The sequence below is a fragment of the Marinobacter sp. SBS5 genome (assembly GCF_048285575.1).
GTDB lineage: Bacteria > Pseudomonadota > Gammaproteobacteria > Pseudomonadales > Oleiphilaceae > Marinobacter.
The window spans coordinates 739,860-764,187 of sequence record NZ_JBLWAZ010000001.1 but is presented as its reverse complement, the minus strand read 5'-3'; the positions used below and the strand labels follow the sequence as shown (position 1 = coordinate 764,187).

33 protein-coding genes are annotated in these 24,328 nt (G+C 54.9%); 17 read left to right on the top strand and 16 right to left on the bottom strand.

Going from position 1 to position 24,328, the window contains the following annotated elements:
- The first annotated feature begins 1 nt into the window (after position 1).
- Entirely contained in the window at positions 2–685 is a 684-nt protein-coding gene (locus ACNQ6O_RS03715; RefSeq protein ID WP_418051891.1) for a PspA/IM30 family protein, read from the top strand.
- Here the strand turns inward: ACNQ6O_RS03715 and ACNQ6O_RS03710 are convergent.
- The gene (locus tag ACNQ6O_RS03710; RefSeq protein ID WP_418051890.1) at positions 671–1,345 is read right to left on the bottom strand and encodes an NAD(P)H-binding protein; all 675 of its coding nucleotides are present in this window, start codon (positions 1,343–1,345) and stop codon (positions 671–673) included. The genes ACNQ6O_RS03715 and ACNQ6O_RS03710 overlap by 15 nt on opposite strands.
- 105 nt (positions 1,346–1,450) lie before the next feature.
- Between ACNQ6O_RS03710 and arfB the strand changes: the two genes are divergently transcribed.
- The 3 genes from arfB (at position 1,451) to ACNQ6O_RS03695 (ending at position 3,017) form a co-directional block, all read left to right on the top strand.
- The gene (gene arfB, locus ACNQ6O_RS03705; RefSeq protein ID WP_418051889.1) at positions 1,451–1,864 is read left to right on the top strand and encodes an alternative ribosome rescue aminoacyl-tRNA hydrolase ArfB; all 414 of its coding nucleotides are present in this window, start codon (positions 1,451–1,453) and stop codon (positions 1,862–1,864) included.
- Positions 1,865–2,710 (top strand): DUF72 domain-containing protein, encoded by an 846-nt coding sequence (locus tag ACNQ6O_RS03700; protein WP_418051888.1) that lies wholly within the window; start codon positions 1,865–1,867, stop codon positions 2,708–2,710.
- A 103-nt stretch (positions 2,711–2,813) separates the two neighbouring features.
- Complete coding sequence (locus ACNQ6O_RS03695) at positions 2,814–3,017, top strand: DUF3185 family protein (protein ID WP_418051887.1); 204 nt, start codon at positions 2,814–2,816, stop codon at positions 3,015–3,017.
- 45 nt (positions 3,018–3,062) lie between these two features.
- Here the strand turns inward: ACNQ6O_RS03695 and ACNQ6O_RS03690 are convergent, their stop codons facing one another.
- From ACNQ6O_RS03690 to ACNQ6O_RS03645, 10 genes are all read right to left on the bottom strand, one after another.
- A complete protein-coding gene (locus ACNQ6O_RS03690; RefSeq protein ID WP_418051886.1) occupies positions 3,063–3,521 on the bottom strand; it encodes a DUF4112 domain-containing protein in 459 nt (152 codons plus the stop codon).
- 31 nt (positions 3,522–3,552) lie between these two features.
- Positions 3,553–3,984 (bottom strand): DUF3010 family protein, encoded by a 432-nt coding sequence (locus ACNQ6O_RS03685; RefSeq protein ID WP_418051885.1) that lies wholly within the window; start codon positions 3,982–3,984, stop codon positions 3,553–3,555.
- A gap of 27 nt (positions 3,985–4,011) precedes the next feature.
- Complete coding sequence (locus tag ACNQ6O_RS03680) at positions 4,012–4,356, bottom strand: PBPRA1643 family SWIM/SEC-C metal-binding motif protein (protein WP_418051884.1); 345 nt, start codon at positions 4,354–4,356, stop codon at positions 4,012–4,014.
- 126 nt (positions 4,357–4,482) lie between these two features.
- On the bottom strand, positions 4,483–4,980 hold the full coding sequence (locus ACNQ6O_RS03675; protein WP_418051883.1) for a hypothetical protein: 498 nt from the start codon (positions 4,978–4,980) through the stop codon (positions 4,483–4,485).
- A gap of 2 nt (positions 4,981–4,982) precedes the next feature.
- A complete protein-coding gene (locus ACNQ6O_RS03670; protein ID WP_418051882.1) occupies positions 4,983–5,306 on the bottom strand; it encodes a DUF883 family protein in 324 nt (107 codons plus the stop codon).
- Between the two features lie 126 nt (positions 5,307–5,432).
- The gene (locus ACNQ6O_RS03665) at positions 5,433–5,819 is read right to left on the bottom strand and encodes a DUF2750 domain-containing protein (protein ID WP_418051881.1); all 387 of its coding nucleotides are present in this window, start codon (positions 5,817–5,819) and stop codon (positions 5,433–5,435) included.
- Between the two features lie 39 nt (positions 5,820–5,858).
- Complete coding sequence (locus ACNQ6O_RS03660) at positions 5,859–6,311, bottom strand: GatB/YqeY domain-containing protein (protein WP_418051880.1); 453 nt, start codon at positions 6,309–6,311, stop codon at positions 5,859–5,861.
- Positions 6,312–6,389: 78 nt separating this feature from the next.
- Entirely contained in the window at positions 6,390–7,124 is a 735-nt protein-coding gene (locus ACNQ6O_RS03655; protein WP_418051879.1) for a ZIP family metal transporter, read from the bottom strand.
- A 146-nt stretch (positions 7,125–7,270) separates the two neighbouring features.
- Complete coding sequence (locus ACNQ6O_RS03650; protein WP_418051878.1) at positions 7,271–8,131, bottom strand: Na(+)-translocating NADH-quinone reductase subunit C; 861 nt, start codon at positions 8,129–8,131, stop codon at positions 7,271–7,273.
- Entirely contained in the window at positions 8,112–9,221 is a 1,110-nt protein-coding gene (locus ACNQ6O_RS03645; protein ID WP_418051877.1) for a cytochrome c3 family protein, read from the bottom strand. The genes ACNQ6O_RS03650 and ACNQ6O_RS03645 overlap by 20 nt, the downstream gene beginning before the upstream one ends.
- A 216-nt stretch (positions 9,222–9,437) precedes the next feature.
- Between ACNQ6O_RS03645 and ACNQ6O_RS03640 the strand changes: the two genes are divergently transcribed.
- Positions 9,438–9,935, top strand: a complete 498-nt coding sequence (locus tag ACNQ6O_RS03640) for a DUF2780 domain-containing protein (RefSeq protein WP_418051876.1) — start codon at positions 9,438–9,440, stop codon at positions 9,933–9,935.
- Positions 9,936–9,965: 30 nt separating this feature from the next.
- Here the strand turns inward: ACNQ6O_RS03640 and ACNQ6O_RS03635 are convergent, their stop codons facing one another.
- From ACNQ6O_RS03635 to ACNQ6O_RS03625, 3 genes are all read right to left on the bottom strand, one after another.
- On the bottom strand, positions 9,966–10,865 hold the full coding sequence (locus tag ACNQ6O_RS03635; protein WP_418051875.1) for an alpha/beta fold hydrolase: 900 nt from the start codon (positions 10,863–10,865) through the stop codon (positions 9,966–9,968).
- A gap of 69 nt (positions 10,866–10,934) precedes the next feature.
- Positions 10,935–11,888 carry an adenosine deaminase gene (locus tag ACNQ6O_RS03630; protein WP_418051874.1) on the bottom strand — a complete coding sequence of 318 codons (954 nt, stop codon included), beginning with the start codon at positions 11,886–11,888 and terminating at the stop codon, positions 10,935–10,937.
- Between the two features lie 97 nt (positions 11,889–11,985).
- The gene (locus ACNQ6O_RS03625) at positions 11,986–12,624 is read right to left on the bottom strand and encodes a DUF1294 domain-containing protein (protein ID WP_418051873.1); all 639 of its coding nucleotides are present in this window, start codon (positions 12,622–12,624) and stop codon (positions 11,986–11,988) included.
- A 149-nt stretch (positions 12,625–12,773) separates the two neighbouring features.
- Here ACNQ6O_RS03625 and ACNQ6O_RS03620 point away from each other — a divergent pair, with 149 nt between their 5' ends.
- The 10 genes from ACNQ6O_RS03620 (at position 12,774) to ACNQ6O_RS03575 (ending at position 21,173) form a co-directional block, all read left to right on the top strand.
- A complete protein-coding gene (locus ACNQ6O_RS03620; RefSeq protein WP_418051872.1) occupies positions 12,774–13,412 on the top strand; it encodes a DUF938 domain-containing protein in 639 nt (212 codons plus the stop codon).
- A gap of 66 nt (positions 13,413–13,478) precedes the next feature.
- Positions 13,479–14,147, top strand: a complete 669-nt coding sequence (locus tag ACNQ6O_RS03615) for a glutathione S-transferase family protein (RefSeq protein ID WP_418051871.1) — start codon at positions 13,479–13,481, stop codon at positions 14,145–14,147.
- A 77-nt stretch (positions 14,148–14,224) separates the two neighbouring features.
- A complete protein-coding gene (locus ACNQ6O_RS03610) occupies positions 14,225–14,812 on the top strand; it encodes an NUDIX hydrolase (protein WP_418051870.1) in 588 nt (195 codons plus the stop codon).
- 3 nt (positions 14,813–14,815) lie between these two features.
- Positions 14,816–15,826 (top strand): DUF6635 family protein, encoded by a 1,011-nt coding sequence (locus ACNQ6O_RS03605; RefSeq protein WP_418051869.1) that lies wholly within the window; start codon positions 14,816–14,818, stop codon positions 15,824–15,826.
- 217 nt (positions 15,827–16,043) lie between these two features.
- Complete coding sequence (gene phnD, locus ACNQ6O_RS03600; protein WP_418051868.1) at positions 16,044–17,036, top strand: phosphate/phosphite/phosphonate ABC transporter substrate-binding protein; 993 nt, start codon at positions 16,044–16,046, stop codon at positions 17,034–17,036.
- Positions 17,037–17,089: 53 nt separating this feature from the next.
- Positions 17,090–17,884, top strand: a complete 795-nt coding sequence (gene phnC / locus ACNQ6O_RS03595; RefSeq protein WP_418051867.1) for a phosphonate ABC transporter ATP-binding protein — start codon at positions 17,090–17,092, stop codon at positions 17,882–17,884.
- Entirely contained in the window at positions 17,881–18,699 is an 819-nt protein-coding gene (phnE, locus tag ACNQ6O_RS03590) for a phosphonate ABC transporter, permease protein PhnE (protein ID WP_418051866.1), read from the top strand. The genes phnC and phnE (ACNQ6O_RS03590) overlap by 4 nt, the downstream gene beginning before the upstream one ends.
- Positions 18,693–19,502, top strand: a complete 810-nt coding sequence (gene phnE, locus ACNQ6O_RS03585) for a phosphonate ABC transporter, permease protein PhnE (RefSeq protein ID WP_418051865.1) — start codon at positions 18,693–18,695, stop codon at positions 19,500–19,502. Before phnE (ACNQ6O_RS03590) ends, phnE (ACNQ6O_RS03585) begins: the two co-directional genes overlap by 7 nt.
- 71 nt (positions 19,503–19,573) lie before the next feature.
- A complete protein-coding gene (locus tag ACNQ6O_RS03580) occupies positions 19,574–20,347 on the top strand; it encodes an HAD-IIB family hydrolase (protein ID WP_418051864.1) in 774 nt (257 codons plus the stop codon).
- A 16-nt stretch (positions 20,348–20,363) separates the two neighbouring features.
- On the top strand, positions 20,364–21,173 hold the full coding sequence (locus ACNQ6O_RS03575) for a DeoR/GlpR family DNA-binding transcription regulator (RefSeq protein WP_418051863.1): 810 nt from the start codon (positions 20,364–20,366) through the stop codon (positions 21,171–21,173).
- Here the strand turns inward: ACNQ6O_RS03575 and ACNQ6O_RS03570 are convergent.
- The gene (locus ACNQ6O_RS03570; protein WP_418051862.1) at positions 21,168–22,310 is read right to left on the bottom strand and encodes an iron-containing alcohol dehydrogenase; all 1,143 of its coding nucleotides are present in this window, start codon (positions 22,308–22,310) and stop codon (positions 21,168–21,170) included. The genes ACNQ6O_RS03575 and ACNQ6O_RS03570 overlap by 6 nt on opposite strands.
- A gap of 292 nt (positions 22,311–22,602) precedes the next feature.
- On the opposite strand from ACNQ6O_RS03570, the gene ACNQ6O_RS03565 reads away from it, so the two are divergent.
- A complete protein-coding gene (locus ACNQ6O_RS03565) occupies positions 22,603–22,809 on the top strand; it encodes a cold-shock protein (protein WP_323751433.1) in 207 nt (68 codons plus the stop codon).
- Positions 22,810–22,878: 69 nt separating this feature from the next.
- Here ACNQ6O_RS03565 and ACNQ6O_RS03560 read toward each other — a convergent pair whose 3' ends face one another.
- Positions 22,879–23,037: a hypothetical protein gene (locus tag ACNQ6O_RS03560; protein WP_418051861.1), complete on the bottom strand. Its 159-nt coding sequence runs from the start codon at positions 23,035–23,037 to the stop codon at positions 22,879–22,881.
- Positions 23,038–23,307: 270 nt separating this feature from the next.
- On the opposite strand from ACNQ6O_RS03560, the gene ACNQ6O_RS03555 reads away from it, so the two are divergent.
- On the top strand, positions 23,308–24,306 hold the full coding sequence (locus ACNQ6O_RS03555; RefSeq protein ID WP_418051860.1) for a YeiH family protein: 999 nt from the start codon (positions 23,308–23,310) through the stop codon (positions 24,304–24,306).
- Positions 24,307–24,328 lie beyond the last annotated feature (22 nt).

Below are 24,328 nucleotides of genomic sequence, written 5' to 3'. Positions count from 1 at the left end.
CATGAGCATTTGGCGCAAACTGAACACGTTATTTCGGGCATCGGCTCACGAACCGGTGGCAAAGCTGGTGGACGCTAACGACATTCGTATCTTTGAACAGGAACTGCGGGATGCCGAGCAAGCCATTGCGCGATCAAAACGAGAGCTGGCGCACCTAATGGCTGAGAAAACCCGGCTAGAACGCGACAACACCGGCCTGCAAGCTGCCATTAGCAAACGGGAACAGCAAGCCAGCCAAGCATTGGAGCAAAACGAAGAGGCCTTGGCGCTGGAGCTGGCCAACCTGATTGCAGAAGACGAAACCGTACTGCGACGCCAGCAGCAACAGCACGCAAAGCTACAACAACAGGAAAGCGAGCTGCGCCGCCAGCTGCGGGATTCCGGCCGGGCGCTGAAACACTTCTACAGTGAAATGCGTCTGGCGAAAGCCAACCGGCACGCCGAACAGGTCACCCGCCAGCTTCGGGGCCACGCAAGCGGATTGCATAGCCATATGGAAGAACTAAACGATTCAGCCAACCGAATTCGCGCCAGGCAAACCGAGGCCGAAGACGTTGAAGCCGCCTTGACCGAGCTGGATCAGGAACAAAACAACGGGAACCTGGACGCCCGCCTGAAAGCCGCCGGCATCGATAACGGAGCGAGCAGCGGAGAAAAAGTGTTGGCTCGCTTAAAAGCGCGCTAACGCCACAATGTCTGAATACTGTCGCACAAACACGTTCACACCAACGCAGCGGCCAGCATCGATACGAGAAACCTCGTTCGTCATGGCCGCTGCAATCGTCTCCGCCTCAATCGCACGGTACTTGCGCAGCGGCCCGATCAAGGCGCGGTTGGCTGCCGGCATCACCGCCATACCCAATGCCTCTGCCGTGCGATGTTCCTCCCTCTGGCCTAGTAGCAAGCTGGGCTGATAGATGGAGAGGGAAGAAAACTGCAGAGCCCGAATGGCGTCTTCCAGCTCGCCTTTCACCCGGCTATAAAACACGGAGGAACGCGAAGATGCCCCGATGGCTGACATCAAAATACAGGCTTTCGCGCCCGCCTCTTTCGCCAAGCTCGCGGCATTCAGGGCGTAGCCGTAATCCACCTTGCGGAACGCTTCTTGAGAACCGGCTTTTTTGATGGTGGTGCCCAAGCAACACACGAGCACATCAACGCTGAACCCCCCGGCATGGGCTGCCATGTCATCAAAATCGATAACGGGCGATTCGAGATTCGGATGGCTCCATCCCAAAGGCCGGCGCACCGGCGCCACCACGGTCGTAATAGCGGGATTACCCAGCAGCTTCTTGACTAACAGACCACCCGTTAACCCGGTCGAACCCAGAACCATAACCTTCATAAAGCGCTCCGTTGCTGTTTCGCCACTTCTGATCGCGGCGCTGATTGCGTAGGATGATACTAACAGGAAGCGCAAGCTGATCATCACACCAACTATGTATGCCCTATGCTGAAAATCTCCAATGCCGTAGAAATTGCCGACTGGGAAATCGAAATCACGCAAATTCGAGCCCAAGGCCCCGGCGGCCAGAACGTCAACAAAGTGGCCTCGGCAGTACACCTTCGTTTCGACATTCAGCGCTCTTCCTTGCCGCCTTTCTATAAAGAACGGCTGATGGCGTTTGCCGACCAACGTATCAGCAAAGACGGCATTGTAATCATCAAGGCACAGTCTTCCCGCACCTTGGAACTCAACAAAGAAGACGCCCTAGAGCGCCTGAAAGAACTGATTCTGGAAGCGGTGAAAATCCAAAAAGCACGGCGCCCAACGCGACCCACCAAAGGTTCCCAGCGCCGACGCGTGGACAAGAAAACTCAGAAAGGTAAAACCAAAGCGCTTAGAGGGAAGGTCAAGATTTAAATGCCTCTGCCCTACTACCTCGGTTGTCCGCAGTGGCAAGACCCAAACTGGACCACACAACTGCCACCCGGAGCATCCGCTCTTGCCCGCTATGCTCGTGTGTTCAATACCGTTGAGGGCAACACCACCTTTTACGCCACTCCAAGCCAAGCGCAATGCGAGCAATGGCGCAACCAGGTGCCGGATGATTTTCGCTTTCTGCTCAAGTTGCCCCGAGCACTGACGCACGAGCGCATGCTCACAGGTGTCGCTTCGGAGTTGCAGGCCTTCCTCGAAGTGATCGAGCCCTTGTCGGATGTCCTTGGGCCGATGCTACTGCAATTGCCGGCTGGTTTTGGCCCGAGCCGACTCCAGCAACTCTGGCGTTTTCTGGATACAGCACCCGATACATTGGACTGGACCGTGGAAGTACGAAACCCGGCGTTCTTTGCCAAAGGCGAGGAAGAGAAGGCGCTGAATCAAGGGCTGCGCCAGCGCAAGATAGCCCGAGTGTGCATGGACAGCCGAGCCTTGTTTTCAGCCATCCCAGACAACGATGTGATCGTAGATGCCCAGCGTAAAAAGCCTCGGGTTCCGGTTCACTTGCTGCCCAACGATGCGCCACCGGTCATCCGCTACATTGGTCACCCGGACTTGGGAGCCAACCGGGACTTTCTTGCGCCCTGGGTCACTCGGGTAAAGGGCTGGGTAGATTCCGGCATCCAACCCTATGTATTCATGCACATGCCCGATAACGCTCACGCCGTTGCGCTGGCCGAGCTTTGGACTGAGTTGTTACGGGAGCAACTTCCCAACTTGGAACCTCTCCCCGTGGATGTGTCCAGGCCCCAACTCGGGCTGTTCTAAAACGGAGAAGGCCTGAAAACGCGTTGTTTTTTGACTATACCTTCTGGTACTAATTGAGCATCAGAGGTTCAAAATCAAACACTAACGCTACAAGGAGTCTGCCATGGGAAGCTCAAAGTTGATTGGAATTGTAATGCTGGTTGTCGGCATCATCTTGCTGTATTTCGGCTATCAATCCACCCAATCCGTCGGAAACCAACTCACCGAAGCGGTTAGCGGACGCTTCACTGACGAGACCATGTGGTATCTGATTGGCGGTGCGGCCATTACCGTTGCAGGTGCGTTTCTTACGTTTCTGAAGAAATAACCCATCGCGATCACGTCCGCCTGGAGCCGCGGCTCCAGGCGGGCTCTAGAACAGCAGTGTTAACCCACCCGTAACCACAGCGAACAGCACGGATAACCAAATCAAGGTTTTCCAGGGGAATGGCGGCGCAGGCGGTTCGATCTCGAGCTGTTTCTCCAGATAGTTTCTCAGCAACCGCGTATTGCGAGTATTCGCCTTATAAATCGCATCAAAGGCATCACCGACTACCGGCAGAAGACCGCCTAAGAAGTCGATGCCCATATTCCGGAGCATGCGCAACTTAACCCCTTTGCTCGCCCCTGCTCGCTGAGCCTCCACCAACACATAGCTCGCCAGCACCAGGCCTGCCACATCGCCCAACACCGGCACCACACCAATAATGGCCTCCGCACCGATTTTGAATTTGGTGAAGGGTATGCCAATGCTGCTGTCCGTAAAGCGGCTGAACTTATCCAGCCGTTCAAGGGTCGCCCGCTGGCGAGCTTTCGTGGCGTCTGTTGCCATTTCGTCTCCAAACTCTGGGGAAGCCATCCGATTATTTCGTCATCTGCCCAACGTACGCAGCCGTAAACGCTGTTTCCTGAAACACCTTCAGCCCGGTCTCGGAGAACGGAATCGGCAGCGGCTTGGAAGCCAACGTGGATTTGATCAGTGCGGGCGTCAGCAATCGAACGTCTATGTCCACATCGGTAATCAACTGAATAGCCGCCTCCAGCTTGAAGCTGATCGCGCCGCCGGCAAACTTACCTTTCGGCATCCGCTCTTTTATCGAGACACTCGTCACCCCGTGTTCCGTCATCAACTCGGAAAATGCCTTTTGGAATTGTTTCAGGTCTTCCCGGGTGTGATTTTTGGGCAGCGACAGCTTGCGCACCTTACACTCTGGCAAACTGAACTGGCCCCGATCCAAACTCAACAAACACACCACGGCATCGCTACCGCTCAGTTCAACACCACAAATCGTCATATTAACGTTCTCAACCTCAAACCAGCATCAACCACAGCACTTCTTGAACTTCAGCCCACTGCCGCAGCTGCACGGATCATTGCGAGAAGGCGTTTTCGTTACCGTAACGGTCTCACCTTTGCTCAGAATCGCCGTCAGCTCCGCAATCGATTCAACCGCATCGTCTCGGGTATCAACCGTAATGTTGGCGTAGAGGTTAGCTTCAGCCACTTGAGCTTCCACCTCTTGTTTCCGAGCCTCACTGGTTACCACCAAGCTTAGCGGGAATTTCTTGCTGCCACTCTTTTGGCTGGCGTTGGTTTTAAAGCCGCCGTACTCGGTATGATGCTGGCGCGCGTCTTGCCGGCCTTTGTAGAAAAATTTGTCTGACATGCTGAAATCCTGATAAATGAAAATGCGCCCTAAATCGCCACCCATTGCTGACCATGGCTGGGCGACGACGTTTTAGCACGCTTAAGGAATGGGATATATAGGCAACTGTGTATATCTTTGAGAGCCTCAGCTATCAGCGGCGTCGTTCGCCGCTTTCGAGACCTCTCCCTCTCCCGCGTCATTTCCCTGCTGCCGTTCCGCCTCCTTCGCGAGCGCCATGCCACCTTGCATCAACAAAGACTTCATACGCGGATCCCCTTGCTCAACCAAGCCAAGGGCAAAGGCTGCCAACGCTGCTTCCAGCGGGTTTTTCTGGATGAGCCGTTTAACGGCTCCAATGGGGGTACCACTCGACTGATCATCAGAGCCCTCTGACGGTTTCGAAGGCAGTGGACGAGTCATGCGATAAAAAAAAAGGAACAATAACAATAGGCAGGACAAGCCCGTCACCGCCAGAGCGCCAGCCCCTCCCAAAGAAGGAGTCAGCGCTAATGCGGCGGCGTTGACGAGCAAGTAAAAGCCGGTAAGCAACAAGGCAACCAGCAACACAAAGCCCAGCATAAATCCGAGAAATGCGGCGATGGCTTTGCGCAGGGCGCCTTGTAACCAATCCGAATCAGGCATGATCAGCGATCCAGAAACCGACCGACCAACACACCGGCAAGGAACATAAGAACAATACTGAGGAAGGGCCGCTCCTCAATCTTATGTTCAACGCTCTCAACGGCCTTACCGCTGGCGTCTCTTGCCCTAGTGAGGGCTTCATCGCCACGCTGCTTTACCTGATCAAAAGCCGCGAGACTTTCCCGGCGAATTTCATCTCGCAGATGACTGATGTTGCCCTTCTGGCCATCAGCAACACTTTTCGCGAGTGTGGAAAGGTCTTCCTGAAGCTTTCTCAGATCCTCTCGAACCTGTTCGTACTCGTTGTTACCCGATTTCGCTTCCATTACTTGCCTCCTTATCAGTATCGATTACTGCTATTTCGGCTTCGCCACCCTCGGTTGTACACGGGGGGCTAACCTCAATCTAGCACAAGGATCGAAACCTGAAATGAGGACTTGTTAATCTCCCGTTCAGAACGAACCGGACAACACTTCCTGAAGGTCGCTCTTCAGCGCCTCGGGTTCAGTAATCCAGAGTTCGCTGTCAGCACCGGGGAACACGCCAACCTCGAGCTTGTCTCGGGTTAGGCCGGGCACCCACTTCTTGAAGAAGTCCGGCAGTGACAGTGCTTTCGGAGACAGATCGCCGGAACCACTGGCGTAATCGGCCGCAAAATCCTCACTCGGCCATACCGGGAGATAACCAACGCCGTCTTCCTCTGACACAATCTTCAGAAACTGGTTGTCTGAATTGACCAGTATCCAGAGCTCACGCTCTTCCACGACGGCGTCCAGAAAATAGTCGTATCGTTCCTCGCCATCCATCTCGAGAATCTGGGCTAACGGGTTATCGCTCATCAATGCTTCCTTGTGGGAATGCGGCCTTTCGACCTGAATTTATGCCAGAGCAGCCCGAACTTTTTGGCTCAGCTGCCCCATATCCACCCGACCGGTTACCTGGGGGCGCAATTCGTTCATCACCTTGCCCATGTCCTGCATGCCCTGAGCGCCGGTTGAACTCACCGCGTCACGGATCAAGCCTTCCAACTCTTCGTCGGTCAAAGCTGCGGGCATGAACTCTTCAATGATCTTCATTTCCGCGCGCTCTTTATCGGCCAACTCAGCACGACCGGCGTCATCATACTGACTAGCAGCATCGCGGCGTTGTTTGAGCATCTTATCGAGCACTTTCAGAACGTCATCGTCACCAAGCTCGCGGCGCTCATCAACTTCGATCTGTTTCACAGCCGCCTGCGCCATCCGCAAGGTAACCAAGCGCTCCCGCTCCTTGTTGCGCATCGCCTCTTTTACCGCAGTGCCAAGCTGTTCCTTGAGTGATGTTTCTGCCATCGTCGGGCTCCTGTTCTATGAATGTAGGGTAAGCGTTGTAGGAAGACCGGCATAATAACCGCACCGGGGGGCTGCGTCCTACCCTGATAGCATCATCTCTCCAATCAAGCCCAGCAGGAAACCGGCCACCGCACCCAGAGGTGGCCCCCAGTGTTTCTCCAGCCGCGACTGAGGTGCGATGTCCTGAAAGATAATGTAGAGAATGCCACCCGCCGCAAACAGCATAATCCCGGACACCAGCTGATGGGAGTCCGACAAAAGGAAATAACCCGCGGCCCCTGCGGCGGGGCCGAGTAGCGCCATCAGGGCAAAAATACCCACGATCTTAAGCCCGCGATAATGGGTTGACTGGGCTAGCTCCCGATACGAGTTGAACCCTTCCGGTAAATTCTGAAGTGCGATAATACCGGCCAGCAGCACTCCGCCCTCGCTGGAGACAGAAAAAGTCGCCCCGAGCGCCAAGGCCTCCGGCACAAAGTCTGTCAGCATCGCCACCAACTGGCTGGCCGACGTGCCTTTGGCCGCCAACCAACGGTCGATCAGCATGAAGGTAATCCCGCCCGCGGCAAAACACACAACCACCCCTGGTATCGGCAGATTAGCGGTTCCCTCTGGCACCAGAACCAACGCGACAGCGGCCAAGAGTGCGCCACCACCAAAAGCAATCACGCTGTGATGCAGCTCGGATTCCAGCCACCCTGGGTGAATTCGCTCCACCGATGCCAGAGCTGCTCCCAAGGGCATTGCCACTCCGGCCATCAACGTGAGTAATAAAATCTGCAACAAGCCGTTAGCCTGAAGGGCCTCAACCATATCTTTCACCTACCCTCGCCCACCTGTTAAGCGCCCGAGAAATACGGGGCAATCGCTCGAAGAATGAGTTCTCCACTTTTTAGCAGAATATTGCATAAGGATGGACAACATAGCAGAAAAACAAAACAGTGGGCTTTCCGGAAAGTTTACTCCGGCTTCGAAGACTTGAGTGTATTGAGGTAAGGCCCGAAGCCGTCATCCCCCAGCCAGTAGCGCAGCAAACCGGTGACACTGCGGCTCGTCCTGGTGGCACCTGACAGTCCGTCTACTTCATAGGCGGCGGCCGGGCTTGACGCTGGCACCTGCCCCCTTGCCACACCAATGCGAATGTCACCATCCGAATCGCGCACTTGCTTCCCTTGCCATTGCTGGAGCCACTTGGCGTCTCCGACTCGAGCCCCAAGCCCAGGTGTTTCAGCGTGCTCGTAAAAAGTTAAACCAACAACCGTGTTGGCATCGGCCGCCAGCCCGAGATAGCCATACAGAGTAGAAGCATACCCGCTACCGTATACCGGCAGGATGATCATTTTTATCTCGCGATCTTTACTGACCAGATAAATCTTCGCGTACTTTTCCCGCCGTTTGATCTTCGCAAGGTCCTTATCTACCGGTATCTCGATACTTTGGTCCGGGAGCTTCGCCGCTGCCCGCTGGTCAAATTCATTCGGGTCGATTGCCCGCATGTACTGCCCTGTTTCCAGTTCGATCACATGCGCTTTCACGTGCTCTGCCGAAACCTCCTCAAAAAGCTCTTGTATACCGGGCTGGTTTCTCACCATATCAAGCAGGTTTTTCTGTTGATCCCACTCCAGGTTTGCAAGGTGTCGGGGCTTCAGAAGAACGTTCGAACTGGTCACCAGATAACCGCAGACCAGAGCAATCACGCCTGCGACAAGCAGAGCTTTAGGAGTACTGTCTATTGGCAGCGCCCCCAACTTCTTTTTCACCTTTCCCCATATCCCGGCGGCCTCTTGGCCGCCGCCGGAATCAATGGACTTTTTCGGCATAGGATTGCGCCCACTTTCTATCTTTGTTGACGTGACAGGACAAGCACACGTAATCCAGAGTCAGGTACGCCTTACCGGCATCATCCACACGCACAAACGCGCCGTCATCGGTAAACATCTTCCAGTTCGGATCGGTGCTGATGCGCTGAATGTGTGTTCGCAAGTCGCCTTTTGGCACACTGCCACCTTCATACGCCACGGTGGTAGATACTGCAGATTTAGCGACGTGTGGCATATGGCAAGTCTGGCAGGCCACATCCTTTTTAGCCGCCAGCTTGATCTCGACGTTTTGATGGCAGGCCTTGCAGGTATTGCCGTCTCCCCGATAACCGCCCGCCTGATAGAGGGTGCTCTTATGTGGGTCATGGCAAGTGCCGCAAGCTAGCGTTTTGTGAGGAGAGGCTAACAAATCCTCGTATTGCTCATGATGCCGGATGAGCCCTCCCTGTGCGTCGATTTGGCTGGGGTCACCCCGCGAATGGCAGGTGCCACAGTTTTCCTCAACGGTCGGTTTGAACTCTTTGGGACTGGCAACGTGCCCAGCACTGGCACCATGACACGCTTCACAGGTTACGCCGGGTTCAGCCCAGGTACCATGAATGCCGGGCAATCCTGCCTGGTGGGGCCCATCGGCCCCCGTGGGTTCCCATCCTGTGGTATGACACCCGCCACAGGTGTAGGGCTTTCGCGATAACGCGTCGCCCTCGTAGGCAACCCAGTGCGCATCCATGCCCAGAGCCATATTCGGCAAATTGTATTGGCGGTTGTCACCCGTAAGAATATAGCCCTGCGAGTCCATGAAACGCGCCTTCCAACCGAACCCACCAATGACGTAACTGATGGTTTTCCAATCTTCCCCCGTCGGGGGATGAGGAACACCGGGCGAGGTGCCGGAAGGATAGAAAGGCGGCAGGCCCTTCACGGCTTGAATTTTGTAGGGATGGCCAGACCGTTCGTACTGCTCAAAGATTGCTTTATGGCAGCCCTTACAGCTTTCCGAGCCAGCAAAACTCTCCGCAAGAGCGCCAGCGCCGCTCAAGAGTAACCAAAGACCAACCACAAACCTGAATCCCAAGAGGCCCTGGCTCATAACACTCTCCCGAACATGAATGGCGCGCCATCAGTAGGAAGAAGCTGTTAGAAAAGAATAGTACATATTTCAACCAAACACCTGGAACTGCCGATGATATCCTGCCCTGCTGAACGATTGCTTTCGGCCCTATTTCGGTTTCCCTCACTAGAAAAACGCACCCGGCGCCCCAATATGTCGTGCTAGAACCCGATAATTCAGACTCAGGACACCTGCATGAACTCAATCCTCAAGCAATTTCTTTTAATCTCCAGCATCTACCTGCTCTCGCCCAGCGCCAGTGCTTTCGGCCTGAACGATGCCCTTTCTACCGGCGCGATGGCCCTTTCTCAGACCACCGAAGTCAACGGTGAAGCCAAACAGCTGGTAGGCCAGCTAACCAACGAGCTGGGTGTGACCCAAGCGCAAGCCGTGGGCGGCACCGGTGCCTTGCTTCAGCTAGCTCAGAACCAGCTGGGACAAGAGACCATCAGCAACCTGAGCAGCGAAGCTTCCGGCCTATCCAGCCTTCTGGGTGGCGGTGGCGGGCTGGCCGAAGGCCTGCTTTCGAATATTTCATCAATGGATGGGGTTCAGTCAGCCTTCTCGGCTTTGGGAATGGATGCCGCCATGGTGCAGCAGTTTGTACCCGTTATTCTGGGCTTCCTGGGCAATCAGGGCATTGGCTCTTCACTGCTGGGGCAACTGCAGGGTCTGTGGGCACCGGCTGAATAATCCGGCACCCGAGTAAACTTTAGAGCCCGCTTATCCGAACGCTTTACCCAGCGTTCGAATACAGGCGATGGGCTGGTCAATCAGCGGCACATGCCCGCTGTTCTCAAGCGTCACCAGCCTCGCGTTGGGCAGTAAATCCGCCATGATCGCTTGACCAGCCCAGGGATACATTTCTGAACGACGGCCTGCTATGACGGTCGTCGGTACTTCCAGTGTTGGCAGAAGATCTCGGAAATCGTACTCCCGCTCCGTGTAGGCGCGCATGTGCTGGTACAAGGTATACCAGTTATCCAAAGGCACGAGCTGCCTCGCAATGTGCGGCACACGCATTAGCTGCCCCGCTGTCCATTTCATCCAATCGCGACTCAACGCCGCTCCCATAAAGCCGGCAAGGTCTTCGTGCAATTTCTTCCGTAGCGATACGGGCAATGCTTCATACGGTGTCTGCGGATCAATCTTCGCAATGAGATCCAGCATCGGCCGCCAGCCACGAATTCGCTCCGGCCCAGACTCACCAAAAATCCCCCAAGGCCAATCCGGGCCGTGAGAAATGCGCGGTGCCTGATCAATGTGGACGTAATGGCGAATAGCCTCGGTGCCGAACATTTCCATATAACGCAAAGAGGTACTGGCGCCCATGGAAATACCGCCCAAGCCAACCGGCTTGCCGTGACTGTAGGCACGGATGACGGCATCCAGATCCTTGGCGTGGCTGGTCAACACACAGGGTTCACTGCAGGTCAGCCGCGAAGACCCGCCAAAACCTCTAAAGTCGGGAAGCACAAATCGGAATTTATGCGCCAACGGCAACACAATCGGCAACCAATGGCGGCTCTCCATGCCAAAACCATGAAGTAAAATAACCACCGGGCCCCGACCGATTTCCCGTACTTTCAGCTTGGCACCGTCGTGCGCGGTTACTCGTGCCATCTTTGCGTTAACTCCATTGCGATCGATGGAGGCCATTGTCTATGCGGTGTTTAGGCCAACACAATGGGTTTAAAAGGCCAACCGAGCATCCATGCTGTTTTGTGCCAGCTGCCGGGCCTGCTGTTCGGTCATTCCCAAACCATCTCGCAGTGCCAGGAAGTTCTCCAACACATAACCACCGAAATAGGATGGGTCATCCGAGTTCACGGTGACCTTCAAGCCACGCTCCAACAACTCCAGAATGTTGTGGTGGCTCATGTCAGGGAACACTCGCAGCTTGGTGTTCGACAGAGGGCACACCGTTAGCGGAATCTGCTCATCCGCCAGCCTATCGAGCAATCTCGGATCTTCTGCGGCACGCACGCCGTGGTCAATACGGCTCACTTTGAGCAAATCCAGTGCCTGCCAGATGTATTCGGGCGGCCCTTCCTCTCCGGCGTGGGCAACTGCCAGTAAGCCCTCAGCCCGCGCCTTGGCAAACACCCGTTCAAACTTGCTGGGAGGGTTGCCCTGTTCAGAGCTGTCCAGCCCCACCGCAAAGAACTGATCACGAAACGGCATCGCCTGCTCAAGCGTGCGGAAAGCATCGTCTTCCGACAAGTGCCTCAGGAAGCTAAGGATCAGCCCGCTGGAAATGCCTAACTGTTCGCGCCCATCACGCAGGGCAGTGCAGATGCCATTGATAGCCACCTCAAAGGGAATGCCGCGCTCAGTATGGGTTTGGGGGTCGTAGAAAGGCTCAACATGCACCACGCCTTGCGCCTGACATTTCTGCAGGTACGCCCAGGTGAGGTCGTAGAAATCCTGCTCCGTGCGCAGCACGTTGGCGCCCTGATAATACAGATCCAGAAACTCTTGCAGGTTATTGAAGGAATAAGCTTGGCGCAGCGCATCAACATCGCTCCACGGCAACTCAATGCCATTACGCCGGGCCAGCGTAAACATCAGTTCGGGCTCAAGGGCGCCTTCAAGATGCAGGTGCAGCTCCGCCTTGGGCAAAGCTTTCAGCCAGTTTTCATTCATCGCCGCCTCCGGGATCGTTGTAACGTAGATTTAGCCATCATCCCGAAAAGCCCTAACATCATGCAAATACCTGCTCGGCTCTTTCAATGAATGGCATTCAAAGCGACATATGGATCAGCCAAACCGGCTCTATGCCCAGAGCCTGCCGCGCGCTTTCGGCCGCCGGCCAGGTCAGCAACCAGCCAAGCACCGCGAGGTTCAGAAGTACTTGAAACCAGAAGGTCGCCTGAAACGAAGCCTTTCGGGTTTTGTGGCGAAAGAACTGCTGGCCCACCAAAGCCCCCGGCCAGCCACAGAGAAGCTCGAACAAATGCAACCGCCCCTCCGGCACCCGCCGATTACCCCGTTCCGCTGCGCCTTTATCAACGGCGTACATCAGAAATGTAATCAGGCTCATCACGCCATAAACCGCGGGTACCAGCAGTGGTACATAACCCAGCCAACTCAACAGCGAAAGCGCGCCTAACACCCCAGCCGCAATCAACAACGCCCACCAAACACCGGGCGCGACGGAGGCACCCAAGCGCGCCGCTCCGGCATACTGAAACTGCGACGCCCGCAGCCGCCCCTGTTTGTCTTTGGTGAGCGCGAAATTCACTTGGCGCCCGGAAGAAGGCCGGCCCTGCCCCTGATAAGCGCTAATGTGTGCGAAGATTCGATCGCCACCGTTTTCCGGAGTGATGAAGCCAAAGCCCTTGGCGTCGTTCCATGACGTGAGTGATCCTTTCTGATTCAATGTATGCTCCTTCAAGATGGCAACGATGTCGGTTTTCTTCATCGGTATCATCGCATTATATGCACACGCAGCCCCAACGGGATTCGTTTTCACAGGCGCTTAACACGCATAACCTGAAAACAGTGTTCAGCAACAGGAGATGTAACTCAATGACCACAGACCTCCCCTTTTCCCAGGCTTGTGAGAACAACAAATCACCAATTCTGGAAAGGCTGCGTGAGATTTTCGATGCGCCGGGCAAAGTATTGGAGGTCGGCACTGGCACCGGGCAGCACGCGGTGCACTTCGCCAAGGCCATGCCTCACCTGCAGTGGCAACCGACCGATCATCCATACGCGGCGGACACCTGTCGCCCTCGGTTGGCGCAAGCTGCGTTACCCAATATCCTGCCCGCGATTGAACTGGACGTGGCCACTCCCCCCTGGCCCGTCGAATCCTTTACTTGGGCGTTCTCGGCAAACACCACTCATATTATGGCCTGGGAAGAAGTCGAACAGATGTTTCGTAACATTGGTGAGCGCCTGCCCAACGACGGCGCCTTCTGCCTGTACGGCCCTTTCAACAACCAAGGCCGGTATACCAGTGAAAGCAACCGTCAGTTTGACCAACACCTGAAAGCCAACGCGGCTCACATGGGCATCCGGAATTTGGAAGACATAAGCAAGCTGGCGAACGATGTGGGGTTAACCCTGTCGGAAAAGCATGCCATGCCCGCGAACAACCGACTGCTGGTTTTCAGGACGAAAATGAGCAGGCAACGTAATCTCGCGAAACATAACCAAAAGTGATCCAAAAAAGCAGTTTCAGACTACTCTTTCAGTCTTCTTCTCATTCCAATGCAAATGGAGTTCTGCATGATTACCGTCCACCACCTGAACAACTCTCGCTCACAACGCATTCTCTGGATGCTGGAAGAGTTGGGCGTGCCTTATGAGATCAAGCGTTACGAGCGCGATGCCAAAACCATGCTGGCACCGGAAAGCCTCAAGAAGGTTCACCCACTGGGCAAATCGCCGGTGATTACCGACGGTGATCTGGTGGTGGCGGAGTCAGGTGCAATTATCGAATACCTTGCCCACACCTATGGCAAAGACACCATGCTGCCAGAAACCGGTGGCCAGGCCTGGCTGGATTACACCTACTGGATGCATTACGCCGAAGGTTCCCTTATGCCCCCCCTGGTAATGCGTTTGGTCTTCGAGAAGGTAAAAACCAGCCCGATGCCTTTCTTTATCAAGCCCGTGGCCAAAGGCATCTCAGACAAAACCAATGAAGTTTTCATCGGCCCGATGATCAAAACACACCTGGATTTTGTCGAAGCGCATCTGGCGAAAAACACCTGGTTTCTGGGGGATACTCTCAGCGCGGCAGATATTCAGATGAGCTTCCCGCTTGAAGCCTCAGTCGCTCGGGGCATCGTTGGTAAGAACCGACCAAACATCACCGCCTGGGTAGAGCGCGTACACGCCCGGCCTGCTTACAAATCAGCTCTGGAGAAAGGCGGAGAGTATGATTTTGCCTGAATGATTGGCCGAGCCTTTGGACGTATGCATGGCGATTGGGTAGGCTGGTCGCCATCCGTTTGAAAGGACACCATCCTGTGGCACTCACCCGCTGGGCCAGAAACCTGCGCCCCCAAAAACTACCGTTCCGGCGACGCGTCACCCGCGCATCCGTGGCGTTGGTCTATCGAAAGACCGAGCACGGTGGAACGGAATTGCTGTTCATCCAGCGGGCGCGCCGAGACGGCGATCCGTGGTCGGGGGACATGGCGTTCCCCGGAGGCCGACTGCAACCGGAGGATCCCTCCACTCGAGCGGCCGCCGAACGGGAAACCCTCGAAGAAACCGGCGTCGACCTTAAGCAACATGGCCGCTTCCATACTCGGTTATCGGACCTGCTCACACGACATCACAGCCGCTGGCGGCCGATGGTCATTACACCGTATGTGTACGAATGGCTTGGACCTTCGTCCGTCATGCTGAACCACGAAGTGCAACAAGTGGTGTGGGTTCCGCTATCCTTCCTCGCTAAAAAGGAAAATCAGAGCACCCTGCCCTGGCGCACACCGCTCGGCACCTTAAACATGCCCTGCTGCCGGTATAAGGATTACTGCATCTGGGGCCTGAGCTACAGCATGCTGCGAGAGCTGTTAACGCTAATACCGACGCTTGATCAAAGCGACTGACGCATGACGTTTCCTATGAATTCTGCTTGCAGCCCAACAAAGACCGACACACCGCCCGATCACAACGTATCTGAGGCGGAGATAGAGCAGGCCATCCACTCTGGCACCGAGCGCTATTTTGACGACTGCCGGGCACGGGTACCGGCGTTTATTGACCGCCACTTCCATTACCCCGGTGCTTGGGCCACCAATCGAATGGCGCTGGGCTGGGACATGTTGCGGGCACCCATCAATCTGCTGTGGGCGCCGATTTACGCTCTGGCATGCCTGGTGAAAATTCTGGTTCGCAATCGAGCCGGCCTTGGCTGGTTGTACCGCTTGGCCGATCGCGTACCCGCGGGTTTTACCACCCGGGTACAGGCGCACATATCAACGCTGATTCAGGAAGAGCTACTGAACAACGGCCAGCCGACCAGCAGGCCGGACGAAAATCTGCTGGAAAGCTACCTGATTGAAGCTCTGGAGGCAGTTTACGCCCGCCATAGTTCTGAGGCAGCGGATCACCAACAGTTCATCAAGCTGATCGAGCCTCTGGTTGCTGATGCGCTCAGTCAGTATCGGATAACCCGAACCGCATCTGCCGACATCACCAACAGTATTTCTTGCACGGTGCTGGGCGCATTCGCTTTCCAGAAGTTTACACCGGGTGGTATTGGGCTCGGGGTGGTGCTGGCGTCCATACTCGCCAAGACCATGGCCGCCCGTGACTTTATTCTGGGTGAAACCATCGGCGGTTGGTACTACAGCGTATTTCCGCCGGAACCGTCACTAGCAACCACCGTCAGCGTCATGATCGCAGTGATGGCGGCCTTGTCTGCGTTTGCAGCCTTATCCGGCGTAATTTTCGATCCGGTGCAGGCTGCAACCGGCCTGCATAGACGGCGCCTGAACAAACTGCTGAAGCATCTACAGCAAGACGTGACACTCAGCACCCAAAGCAGCTTCCGGCCGAAAGACCAATATGTCGCACGCATTCTGGACACCTTCGACATGATCCGATCCGGTTTGATCTAACCGTGATTCAACAGCTGCGGCGGTCAAAGTTGACGTAGTTCTCAGCAAAAATCGGCCGACTTATTCCCCGGCAACCTCAGAAAAGAACTATCTTGCCTAATAGACGTTTGCTGTTACCATAAATGTTCAATTGAACATCTAGAAATAAAAACCAATGGAGCCGGCCCTCCCAGATGTTCAATAAAACCGCATGGACCGCTCCCGACGGAGAATCACAATGAATTTCCATAAGAAAAAGCTTCCCGGGGTACTGCCCTCTGCCGCATTGGCGGCATCCGTTTTAATGACAGGTTTTAGCGGTCAGGCATTGGCTGACTGCGAAAGAGGCGCACTGGATACTCTGTACTGCGACGAAAATGGCGACATGGTTGCAGACCTGCCAAAAGACAAGTCCAAGTGGAATGACCCCGACACTCTGATCTTTGCCTACACCCCGGTTGAAGACCCTGCCATTTACTCTGACATCTGGCAGCCGTTCATCGATCACCTGTCGGAAGTGACCGGCCGTGATGTTCGCTTCTTTGCCGTTCAGTCCAACTCCGCTCAAGTAGAAGCTATGCGCAGTGGCCGCCTGCATATTGCTGGCTTCTCCACTGGTCCAACACCTTTTGCGGTTAACTTGGCCGGCGCCGTTCCCTTCGCACTGATGGGTTCAGACTCGGGTCAGTTCGGTTATACGCTGCAGGTTTACACCCACAGTGATTCCGACATTCATGAAATGAAAGACCTGAAAGGCAAGCGTGTAGCCCACACCTCCCCAACGTCTAACTCCGGTAACCAGGCTCCCAGAGCGCTGTTCCCAGAGCTGGGTATCGTTCCTGGGGAAGACTATGAAATCACCTTCTCAGGAAGCCACGACCAGTCCATGCTGGGCGTTGTTGCAAAAGACTATGATGCGGCTCCGGTAGCCTCTGAAGTGGTAGAGCGTATGGCAGCTCGTGGTCTGTATGACACAGACGACGTACGTCTGGTTTGGGAATCCGATCGTTTCCCAACAACCTCATACAACTACGCACATAACCTGCACCCTGATCTGGTTGAGAAGATCCGTGAGGCCTTTTACACCTTCAAATTCGCCGGCACTGAGCTAGGAGAAGAATTTGAAGGCGTCGAGACCTTCATTCCGATCAACTACAAAGACAACTGGAAGGTCATCCGCACCATCCAGGCCTCCAATGGTGTCCAGTACACCCGCGAAAACCTCAAATAAGCAGACCAAGAGCCTCTGGCCACACGCCAGAGGCTCTACCCGGAGTGAACCACATGTTAGAGATTACCAACCTCGTAAAACGTTACGGGCAAAACGAGCCTGTGCTTAAAGGCCTGAACCTGAAGGTCGAGGGCAGCAGCGTTGTTTCCATCGTCGGCGCATCCGGTGCCGGTAAAAGCACCCTGTTACGCTGCATCAACCGGTTGGTCGAGCCGACCTCGGGTTCGATCAAGCTGAACGGCCACGAGCTGGTCAATCTTCGCGGAAGCGAGCTGCGCCATTCTCGCCGGCGCATCGGTATGGTATTTCAGGGCTTCAACCTGATTGACCGTTTAACCGTGATGGAAAACGTGCTCTCCGGGCGCTTGGGCTATGTGTCCTTCTTCCAGGCATTGACTCGCCGCTTCCCGCAATCGGATATCGACCGCGCATTCAACCTCATGGAGCGTGTGGGTATCGCGCACTACGCCGATAAACGTGCCGACCAACTGTCTGGTGGCGAACGCCAGCGCGTTGCAGTGGTTCGTGCACTGATGCAAGAGCCCGAAATTCTTCTGGCCGACGAGCCCACAGCCTCGCTCGACCCAAAGACCTCACAGCAGATCATGAGCCTGCTGCAAAGCCTTGCCAGTGAAATGTCCTTGCCTGTACTGATCAACATTCACAACGTCACGCAGGCGCGCATGTACACCGACCGTATTGTCGGCATGCGTCATGGACAGATGATTTTTGACGGTGAACCCAAAGACTTCAATCAGGATGCACTGGATGCCATCTACGGTGGTATCGAATCGCCGGAAGAAGATGCCGGTGAGCAAACATCCCCGGCTGAGGAGGCTTCCGCATGACATCCGGCAGAACTGCATCCGATGCACAGTCGGGCAGGGTCTGGAAAAAGCCCCCTTTCATAGCAAATCCCTGGATTCGCTATGGTTTGGTCGCAATCACCCTGGCCTACCTGTACTGGGCATTCTCGACACTGCCCTTTGACTGGCAGCGTATCGCCGAAGGCTTGCCCCGCGCAGGTAAAATTTTTGGCGGCGCTTTCCCTCCCAGCTTTGAACGTGCAGGGCTGTTATGGACCGGCTTCAAAGAAAGCTTCCAGATCGCCTTTTTGGCGACCATGCTGGGCGTTCTTCTGTCTGTACCCATCGCGGTCATGGCGGCTCGTAACGTAGCCCCCCTGCCCATTTACCTGCTGGGGCGGACGCTCATTATCGTCTCCCGCAGTTTTCACCCGGTGATCGTCGCCATTCTGTTTGTTGCGGCGGTGGGCTTTGGCCCCATGGCGGGCATTCTTACCCTAACCCTCTACTCCATCGGGTTTGTGGCCAAGTTGCTGGCTGAAGAAATTGAAGAAATCGACTGGGGCCAGGTGGAAGCCATGCGCTCTGTCGGCGCCGGTTACATGAAAATCCTGATTTATGGGGTTTTTCCGCAGATCATGCCACGTCAGATCGGCCTGTCTATGTACCAGCTCGACAGTAACCTGCGTGCATCCGCCGTGGTTGGCATCGTCGGTGCCGGTGGTATTGGTGGCACCTTGATGAATGCATTCGGACGTTACGATTACGATTTCGCTTTTGCCATTCTGCTGATGATTATTGCGATCATTCTGCTCAGTGAAGGCTTAAGTGGATGGGTGAGGAAAAAAATATGGTAGATCACGCAGCAAAACTGACCGATCGAGTCTGGTCACGTTACGACCGTAAAGAACAGCTTACGCGCTATGTGGTCTATTTGGTCACGCTGATGGCGGTTGTATGGGCCGTGAGTGACATCGACATCTTTTGGCCCTGGGTGTGGGATGCGCCCAACCAGATCCAAAGCTTGGGCGCACGTATGTGGCCACCGGAGTTCAGCAAATGGGATGCGATATTCTCCGCCATGCTGGAAACGGTCCACATCGCCACGCTGTCCACCATGCTGACCATTTTCATCGCCTTGCCGGTGTCTTACATCGCGGCTCAGAACACCACACCGAACAAGGCCACACTGTGGATTGGTCGATTCATTCTGGTGTCTAGCCGTTCGGTGAACACCATCATCTGGGCCTTGCTGTTCGTGGCCATTTTTGGCCCCGGTGTTCTGGCTGGTATCTTGGCGGTAATGTTCCGCTCCGTTGGCTTCATCGGCAAGCTGATGGGCGAAGCGATTGAGGAAATCGATCGTCGCCCGGTTGAAGCGATGGAAGCAACTGGTGCCAGCAAAATGAAAGTGGTGCTGTATGCGATTGTGCCTCAGGTCATGCCGGCATTCTTCGCCATCATTATTCTGCGTTGGGACATCAACATCCGTGAATCCACGGTATTGGGCTTGGTAGGCGCCGGCGGTATCGGCGTGCTGCTGCAAGGCTCCATCGACATGTTCGCATGGCAAACCGTTGCAACCATCCTGCTCGCCATCGTTGTATTGGTCATTCTGGGCGAGGCGCTGACCAGCGTCCTGCGCAAGAAAGTTATTTGACCTTGAAGTGTTTGTCGCCTGAATACGTTTGGGCGACAAACACTCGCGCTGTGAACTGGAAAACCGTTTCTATGAAAGACCTTATCGATTTTGGCAACGCCGACATTCTTTTCACCGATGTGGACGACACGCTCACCACCGGTGGCCGGCTACTGCCAGAGACCTATCTCGCCATTTGCCGTTTGGCGGAGGCCGGCATCAGCGTGATCCCGGTAACCGGTGGCTGCGCAGGCTGGTGTGACCAGATCATTCGTACCTGGCCGGTAAAAGCGGTGATTGGTGAAGGCGGTGCCTTCTACGCTGAGCGCACGGCCCCGCAGACCGTTAGCTGGCACTTCTGGGAAAACGAAGCCAAGCACCGCCGCGACCAGCAAGCGATCTTAGACGCGGTAGCAGCGCTGGATCTGGACTTTGAAGCCAAGCTGGCCACAGACCAACCCTTCCGCTTTGTGGATGTGGCCGTGGACTACAACCAGCAGGAATCGCTGACACCGGAACAGGTGGCCGCCATTCATGACCCGCTGGTGGCTCAGGGCTTCAGCGTTCGGCAGAGTTCTATCCACATCAACATCTGGCTCGGTGAATTCGACAAATCCACCATGTCCCTTCGGGTCGGGCAGGAGTTGCTGGGGCTGGATACCGAAGCTTTACAGAAGCGCGCCATCTTCATTGGTGATGCGCCGAATGACGAGAGCATGTTCCGCAGCTTTCCAATGAGCGTCGGGGTCGCTAACATTCGCAAGCATTTACCCGTGATGACACACCAGCCGGCAGCCATTGCCAGCCAGCCATCGGGGCTGGGTTTTGCTGAAATGGCAGAGGTCTGGCTGCAACATCGCACTTGATTGAGCACGGAGTCTGATGAGCGCCAAAGAACGCCAGCGCTGCATTCTTGAATGGGTGCATGAACAAGAGCATGTCGAAGTTGAAGACATTGCTCAGCGCTTTGGCGTCACCACGCAAACCATTCGCCGCGACATCAACAAGATGTGCGAGCTAGGTTTATTGCGGCGCCGTTATGGCGGTGTCAGCCTGCCGCCCAAGCCCGTCCCGGCCCTGGTACCCCTGCCCGAAGAACCTGTTCCCAATCTGCTCGCTAAACAGCGAATAGCCCAACGCGTGGCCGCCGACATTCCAGAAGGTGCCGCGGTAAGCCTGGGGGTTGGCAGCACCATAGAGTTGATCGCCCAAGCCCTAATTGGGCACACTTCTCTGCGCATTTTGACCAACAACTTCCGGGTTGCGGCAGCGCTTTCGGGGAACCCCGGCATCGAAGTGATTGTGTCGGGTGGCATCTACCGCCACGCCCATCACGACGTGGTTGGGCCCGAAGTCACTAACTTCTTCAGCTCCTTCACAACCGATTTTGGCATCGTCAGCACCGGCAGTATGGACTTGGTAAACGGCCTGATGGATCACGAGATACGGGAGGCGGAAGTGAGCCGGGCAATCATTGCCAATACCAAAGCCCGCCTACTGGTCGCCGATCACAGCAAATGGACGCACGACTCCCACTGCAAAGTCGCCTCGTTTAACTACGTTGACCGCTTCTACACCGACAAAATTCGCAACAAGCATCGAGTCGGCCTACCGGGCTCACTAGAGATCATCGAATGCCAGGAATCCGCAACCGATGCGGAAAAATCCAACCCGGCCTCTTCGCTGTCATAACGACTGACGCATAACCGCTTCGATGGTTTCCGCGTGCAACACCACGGGATTGGCTTTCATGGACGAGGAAGTCGCTGCGGCTTGGGTGGCGGCAATAATGTGGTCTTCGTTGACACCAATAGACGCCAGCCCGAGCAAACCACTTTCAGCAATCCAGGCACGAAAACGGGGTAACGCCTGATCTGGCGACGTCTCGAACACTTCCGCAATCCAGCCGATCACCTGATCAATACGAGCTTTATGGTCAGCCTCAACTACGCTATCCCTGTTCGCCGCAATACCCGCGGGTAACAACGCACCACAAATGGCACCGTGGGGCGCACCACACAAACTGCCCAGCGGGCCGGCAATGCCGTGCACCACACCCAGCCCTGAGTTGGCCAGCGCAAGGCCACCGAACAAACTCACCTGAGCCAGAGCATCACGTGCCTCAGCTGACTCATTACTCATCAACTGTTTTATAGCGGCAAGCCCCTTCGGGATCGCTTCCCTGCACAACATATCCGTGAACAGATTGGCGCGAGACGACAGATACGGCTCGATCACCTGAGTAATCGCATCCAGCCCGGAGTGCAAGCTAACCGTCTTCGGGCAGTTATCGGTGAGCGCCGGGTCCACCAACGCAAGGTCCGGGAGTAACTGGTTATCCCTCAAACTCACCTTGCGCTGGGCATCCGGCACATCAACCACGGCATTGCGGGTCACTTCAGCACCGGTGCCTGAGGTAGTTGGAACCAATATCAGCGGCAGGCGTTTGGCCGTTAGCGGAAGCCCGTCTCCAACCACCTCCAAATGGCTCATCAAACCGGTCTCACTGGGCAGCATCGCCGCCAGCACCTTGGCAGAATCCATCACCGAACCACCACCAATCCCGACGACCAGATCAATACCCAATAATTTCCCTTCCTCAATGGCGGCTGTGAGGGTGTTCAGGTCGGGCTCTTTTTCAATCGCCAGCGTCTGGACGATATCGATAGCGTTGAGGGATTCGAAAACTCCGGCAAGCCTGCCCGGGGTTTTACCGTGCACCACCAGTGCCCGCGAACCTAGCTTGCCCGCCCGCTCGTTCAGTTGTGCGATGTGCCCGCGCCCGAAGACAATCTCGGTGGGGGTGATCAAGGTAAAAGCACCTGCCATGGGTGATAGAGTCCTGTATCAATCCGAATGAAAAATCTGCTCAGGTAATTCGTGCGCTGTACGGCCTTTTGAAAATAATTGAAACTTTTCCTATACAGCACCTCTTAACTAGCGTACCTTAGCTCTCGTTGGAAAGATTTGGCAAAGCATTTCACGAATAAGACCTTTCAAGTAGTCATACTTTTAGTCCTGTTTTTGACCCTGCACGTTTTCTTGTTTCCCGCATTTCGCTGATCAAAGATCACAACGATCTCTTGGCGGCACATTATTGATTAAAATCAGGTTATATATTATGTCTACAGTTACCGGCAACGTTAAGTTCTTCAACGAAGCAAAAGGTTTTGGCTTTATCACTCGTGAAAGCGGCCCAGATGTTTTTGTTCACTACAGCGCTATTCAAGGCGGCGGATTCAAGACTCTGGCCGAAGGCCAAGAAGTCGAATTTACCGTAACTGACGGCCAGAAAGGCCCTCAGGCAGAGAACGTTGTTGCCCTGTAAATAACAGGTACAACGTAATCTAAAAAAGGCAGCCTAGGCTGCCTTTTTTGTTGCTATCAGAATACGTTATTACTTTTTCAGATTAATCTGCTTTGAACCGGTGGGGAACGTTTGCCCACTCTTGCCCTTACCTATTTGTTCAACAGAACCACCCGCCTTTAAAAACGCCGCTGTCTGCTCTTCAATCGTGGCAGAAGTTAATGTCGCTTTTTCGTTCTTCTTACTCATACTGTTTACCCCGTCCACTTTTGGTGTAATCACCAAATTCAAACATCCATACTATAGTAAATAGAATTAAATTGTTTGATATATAAACAAAACAGTAAAACTGGCCGAAAAATCCGTCCTTATAGAATCAAGCTCAAACCGCTCTCGCCCACCCAGCACGCCGCAATTAGATTCACAAAATCGATTACAGAAACACAAAACAACCATTTCTCGAATATCAAATATCCAGAATAGAATATGCATATTCCAAGAAGTTAGGAGTATCGCAGAATGTTCAAGGGATTAGGGTTGTGCGCGTTTCTGACGCTGGCTGGCTACGGCCTTGCGGCTTTGCCTCCCGTTCAATATACCGGTATTGGGCCTCTGGTGTTCACGTTGATACTGGGCCTAGTGATTGGAAATCTCCGTATCGGCAAACAACTGGAAGGTGTCGCCCCCGGGCTTGGCTTTGCTTCCCGCTGGTTATTAAGAACAGGGATTGTGCTGTTCGGGTTCTCCCTAACCGTACAGCAGTTGGTGGGCCTGGGCCCCATGATTCTGGTCTTGGATACACTCGTTGTACTCACCATCACAACGGCTGGATATTGGTTGGGCACCCGTTGGCTCAAGCTGGATCGCGATACCGCCATCCTTACCAGTGCAGGCAGCGCAATCTGCGGTGCGGCCGCTGTACTGGCCACCGAAGGCGCCATTCGAGCAAGGCCTGCGGCAACTTCTATGGCGGTGGCCACGGTGGTGCTATTCGGCACGCTGGCCATGTTTATCTACCCAATTATGTTTCCGCTACTCGGCTGGGATGAGGGGCTATACGGCATTTACATTGGCTCTACAGTCCACGAAGTGGCGCAGGTGGTGGCCGCAGGGAATGCCGTTGGGGAGCAAGCGATGGCCAATGCGGTCATTGTGAAACTGGTGCGAGTGATGCTGCTGGTGCCGTTTCTTCTGGTGATCGGCCAAATCTGGACACGGAACCGAATTCAAACCGACAGCGATGACGCGGCAACAGGTAAGCTCACGATTCCGTGGTTTGCGTTTGGGTTTGTCGCCGTTGTCGTGCTGAATAGTCTGTTACATCTACCCCAGGCAGCCCAAGGCACGCTGGTCCTCGCCGGGCAAATAGCCATGACCATGGCGATGGCGGCTCTCGGATATCAAACTCGAATTGAAGCCCTGAGGCACTTGGGCCTGAAGCCGTTTATCCTGGCATCATTGCTCTTTGTGGCGTTGCTCGTCGGAGGCGCAGTGGTGACACCTGCGATTATCGGTTAACACCCACGCCGGCTATCTGGAT

Excerpts from the sequence above, each read along its gene's own strand:
- ACNQ6O_RS03670 (WP_418051882.1), bottom strand. The coding sequence starts at position 5,306 with ATGGAAGCGAAATCGGGTAACAACGAGTACGAACAGGTTCGAGAGGAT.
- ACNQ6O_RS03575 (WP_418051863.1), top strand. The coding sequence starts at position 20,364 with ATGAGCGCCAAAGAACGCCAGCGCTGCATTCTTGAATGGGTGCATGAA.
- ACNQ6O_RS03695 (WP_418051887.1), top strand. The coding sequence starts at position 2,814 with ATGGGAAGCTCAAAGTTGATTGGAATTGTAATGCTGGTTGTCGGCATC.
- ACNQ6O_RS03565 (WP_323751433.1), top strand. The coding sequence starts at position 22,603 with ATGTCTACAGTTACCGGCAACGTTAAGTTCTTCAACGAAGCAAAAGGT.
- ACNQ6O_RS03665 (WP_418051881.1), bottom strand. The coding sequence starts at position 5,819 with ATGAGCGATAACCCGTTAGCCCAGATTCTCGAGATGGATGGCGAGGAA.
- phnC (WP_418051867.1), top strand. The coding sequence starts at position 17,090 with ATGTTAGAGATTACCAACCTCGTAAAACGTTACGGGCAAAACGAGCCT.
- ACNQ6O_RS03555 (WP_418051860.1), top strand. The coding sequence starts at position 23,308 with ATGTTCAAGGGATTAGGGTTGTGCGCGTTTCTGACGCTGGCTGGCTAC.
- ACNQ6O_RS03655 (WP_418051879.1), bottom strand. The coding sequence starts at position 7,124 with ATGGTTGAGGCCCTTCAGGCTAACGGCTTGTTGCAGATTTTATTACTC.
- ACNQ6O_RS03675 (WP_418051883.1), bottom strand. The coding sequence starts at position 4,980 with ATGCCTGATTCGGATTGGTTACAAGGCGCCCTGCGCAAAGCCATCGCC.
- ACNQ6O_RS03710 (WP_418051890.1), bottom strand. The coding sequence starts at position 1,345 with ATGAAGGTTATGGTTCTGGGTTCGACCGGGTTAACGGGTGGTCTGTTA.
- ACNQ6O_RS03680 (WP_418051884.1), bottom strand. The coding sequence starts at position 4,356 with ATGTCAGACAAATTTTTCTACAAAGGCCGGCAAGACGCGCGCCAGCAT.
- ACNQ6O_RS03570 (WP_418051862.1), bottom strand. The coding sequence starts at position 22,310 with ATGGCAGGTGCTTTTACCTTGATCACCCCCACCGAGATTGTCTTCGGG.
- ACNQ6O_RS03605 (WP_418051869.1), top strand. The coding sequence starts at position 14,816 with ATGACGTTTCCTATGAATTCTGCTTGCAGCCCAACAAAGACCGACACA.
- ACNQ6O_RS03690 (WP_418051886.1), bottom strand. The coding sequence starts at position 3,521 with ATGGCAACAGACGCCACGAAAGCTCGCCAGCGGGCGACCCTTGAACGG.
- phnE (WP_418051866.1), top strand. The coding sequence starts at position 17,881 with ATGACATCCGGCAGAACTGCATCCGATGCACAGTCGGGCAGGGTCTGG.
- ACNQ6O_RS03620 (WP_418051872.1), top strand. The coding sequence starts at position 12,774 with ATGACCACAGACCTCCCCTTTTCCCAGGCTTGTGAGAACAACAAATCA.
- ACNQ6O_RS03660 (WP_418051880.1), bottom strand. The coding sequence starts at position 6,311 with ATGGCAGAAACATCACTCAAGGAACAGCTTGGCACTGCGGTAAAAGAG.
- arfB (WP_418051889.1), top strand. The coding sequence starts at position 1,451 with ATGCTGAAAATCTCCAATGCCGTAGAAATTGCCGACTGGGAAATCGAA.
- phnD (WP_418051868.1), top strand. The coding sequence starts at position 16,044 with ATGAATTTCCATAAGAAAAAGCTTCCCGGGGTACTGCCCTCTGCCGCA.
- ACNQ6O_RS03640 (WP_418051876.1), top strand. The coding sequence starts at position 9,438 with ATGAACTCAATCCTCAAGCAATTTCTTTTAATCTCCAGCATCTACCTG.
- ACNQ6O_RS03635 (WP_418051875.1), bottom strand. The coding sequence starts at position 10,865 with ATGGCACGAGTAACCGCGCACGACGGTGCCAAGCTGAAAGTACGGGAA.
- ACNQ6O_RS03645 (WP_418051877.1), bottom strand. The coding sequence starts at position 9,221 with ATGAGCCAGGGCCTCTTGGGATTCAGGTTTGTGGTTGGTCTTTGGTTA.
- ACNQ6O_RS03715 (WP_418051891.1), top strand. The coding sequence starts at position 2 with ATGAGCATTTGGCGCAAACTGAACACGTTATTTCGGGCATCGGCTCAC.
- ACNQ6O_RS03650 (WP_418051878.1), bottom strand. The coding sequence starts at position 8,131 with ATGCCGAAAAAGTCCATTGATTCCGGCGGCGGCCAAGAGGCCGCCGGG.
- ACNQ6O_RS03615 (WP_418051871.1), top strand. The coding sequence starts at position 13,479 with ATGATTACCGTCCACCACCTGAACAACTCTCGCTCACAACGCATTCTC.
- ACNQ6O_RS03560 (WP_418051861.1), bottom strand. The coding sequence starts at position 23,037 with ATGAGTAAGAAGAACGAAAAAGCGACATTAACTTCTGCCACGATTGAA.
- ACNQ6O_RS03580 (WP_418051864.1), top strand. The coding sequence starts at position 19,574 with ATGAAAGACCTTATCGATTTTGGCAACGCCGACATTCTTTTCACCGAT.
- ACNQ6O_RS03630 (WP_418051874.1), bottom strand. The coding sequence starts at position 11,888 with ATGAATGAAAACTGGCTGAAAGCTTTGCCCAAGGCGGAGCTGCACCTG.
- phnE (WP_418051865.1), top strand. The coding sequence starts at position 18,693 with ATGGTAGATCACGCAGCAAAACTGACCGATCGAGTCTGGTCACGTTAC.
- ACNQ6O_RS03700 (WP_418051888.1), top strand. The coding sequence starts at position 1,865 with ATGCCTCTGCCCTACTACCTCGGTTGTCCGCAGTGGCAAGACCCAAAC.
- ACNQ6O_RS03685 (WP_418051885.1), bottom strand. The coding sequence starts at position 3,984 with ATGACGATTTGTGGTGTTGAACTGAGCGGTAGCGATGCCGTGGTGTGT.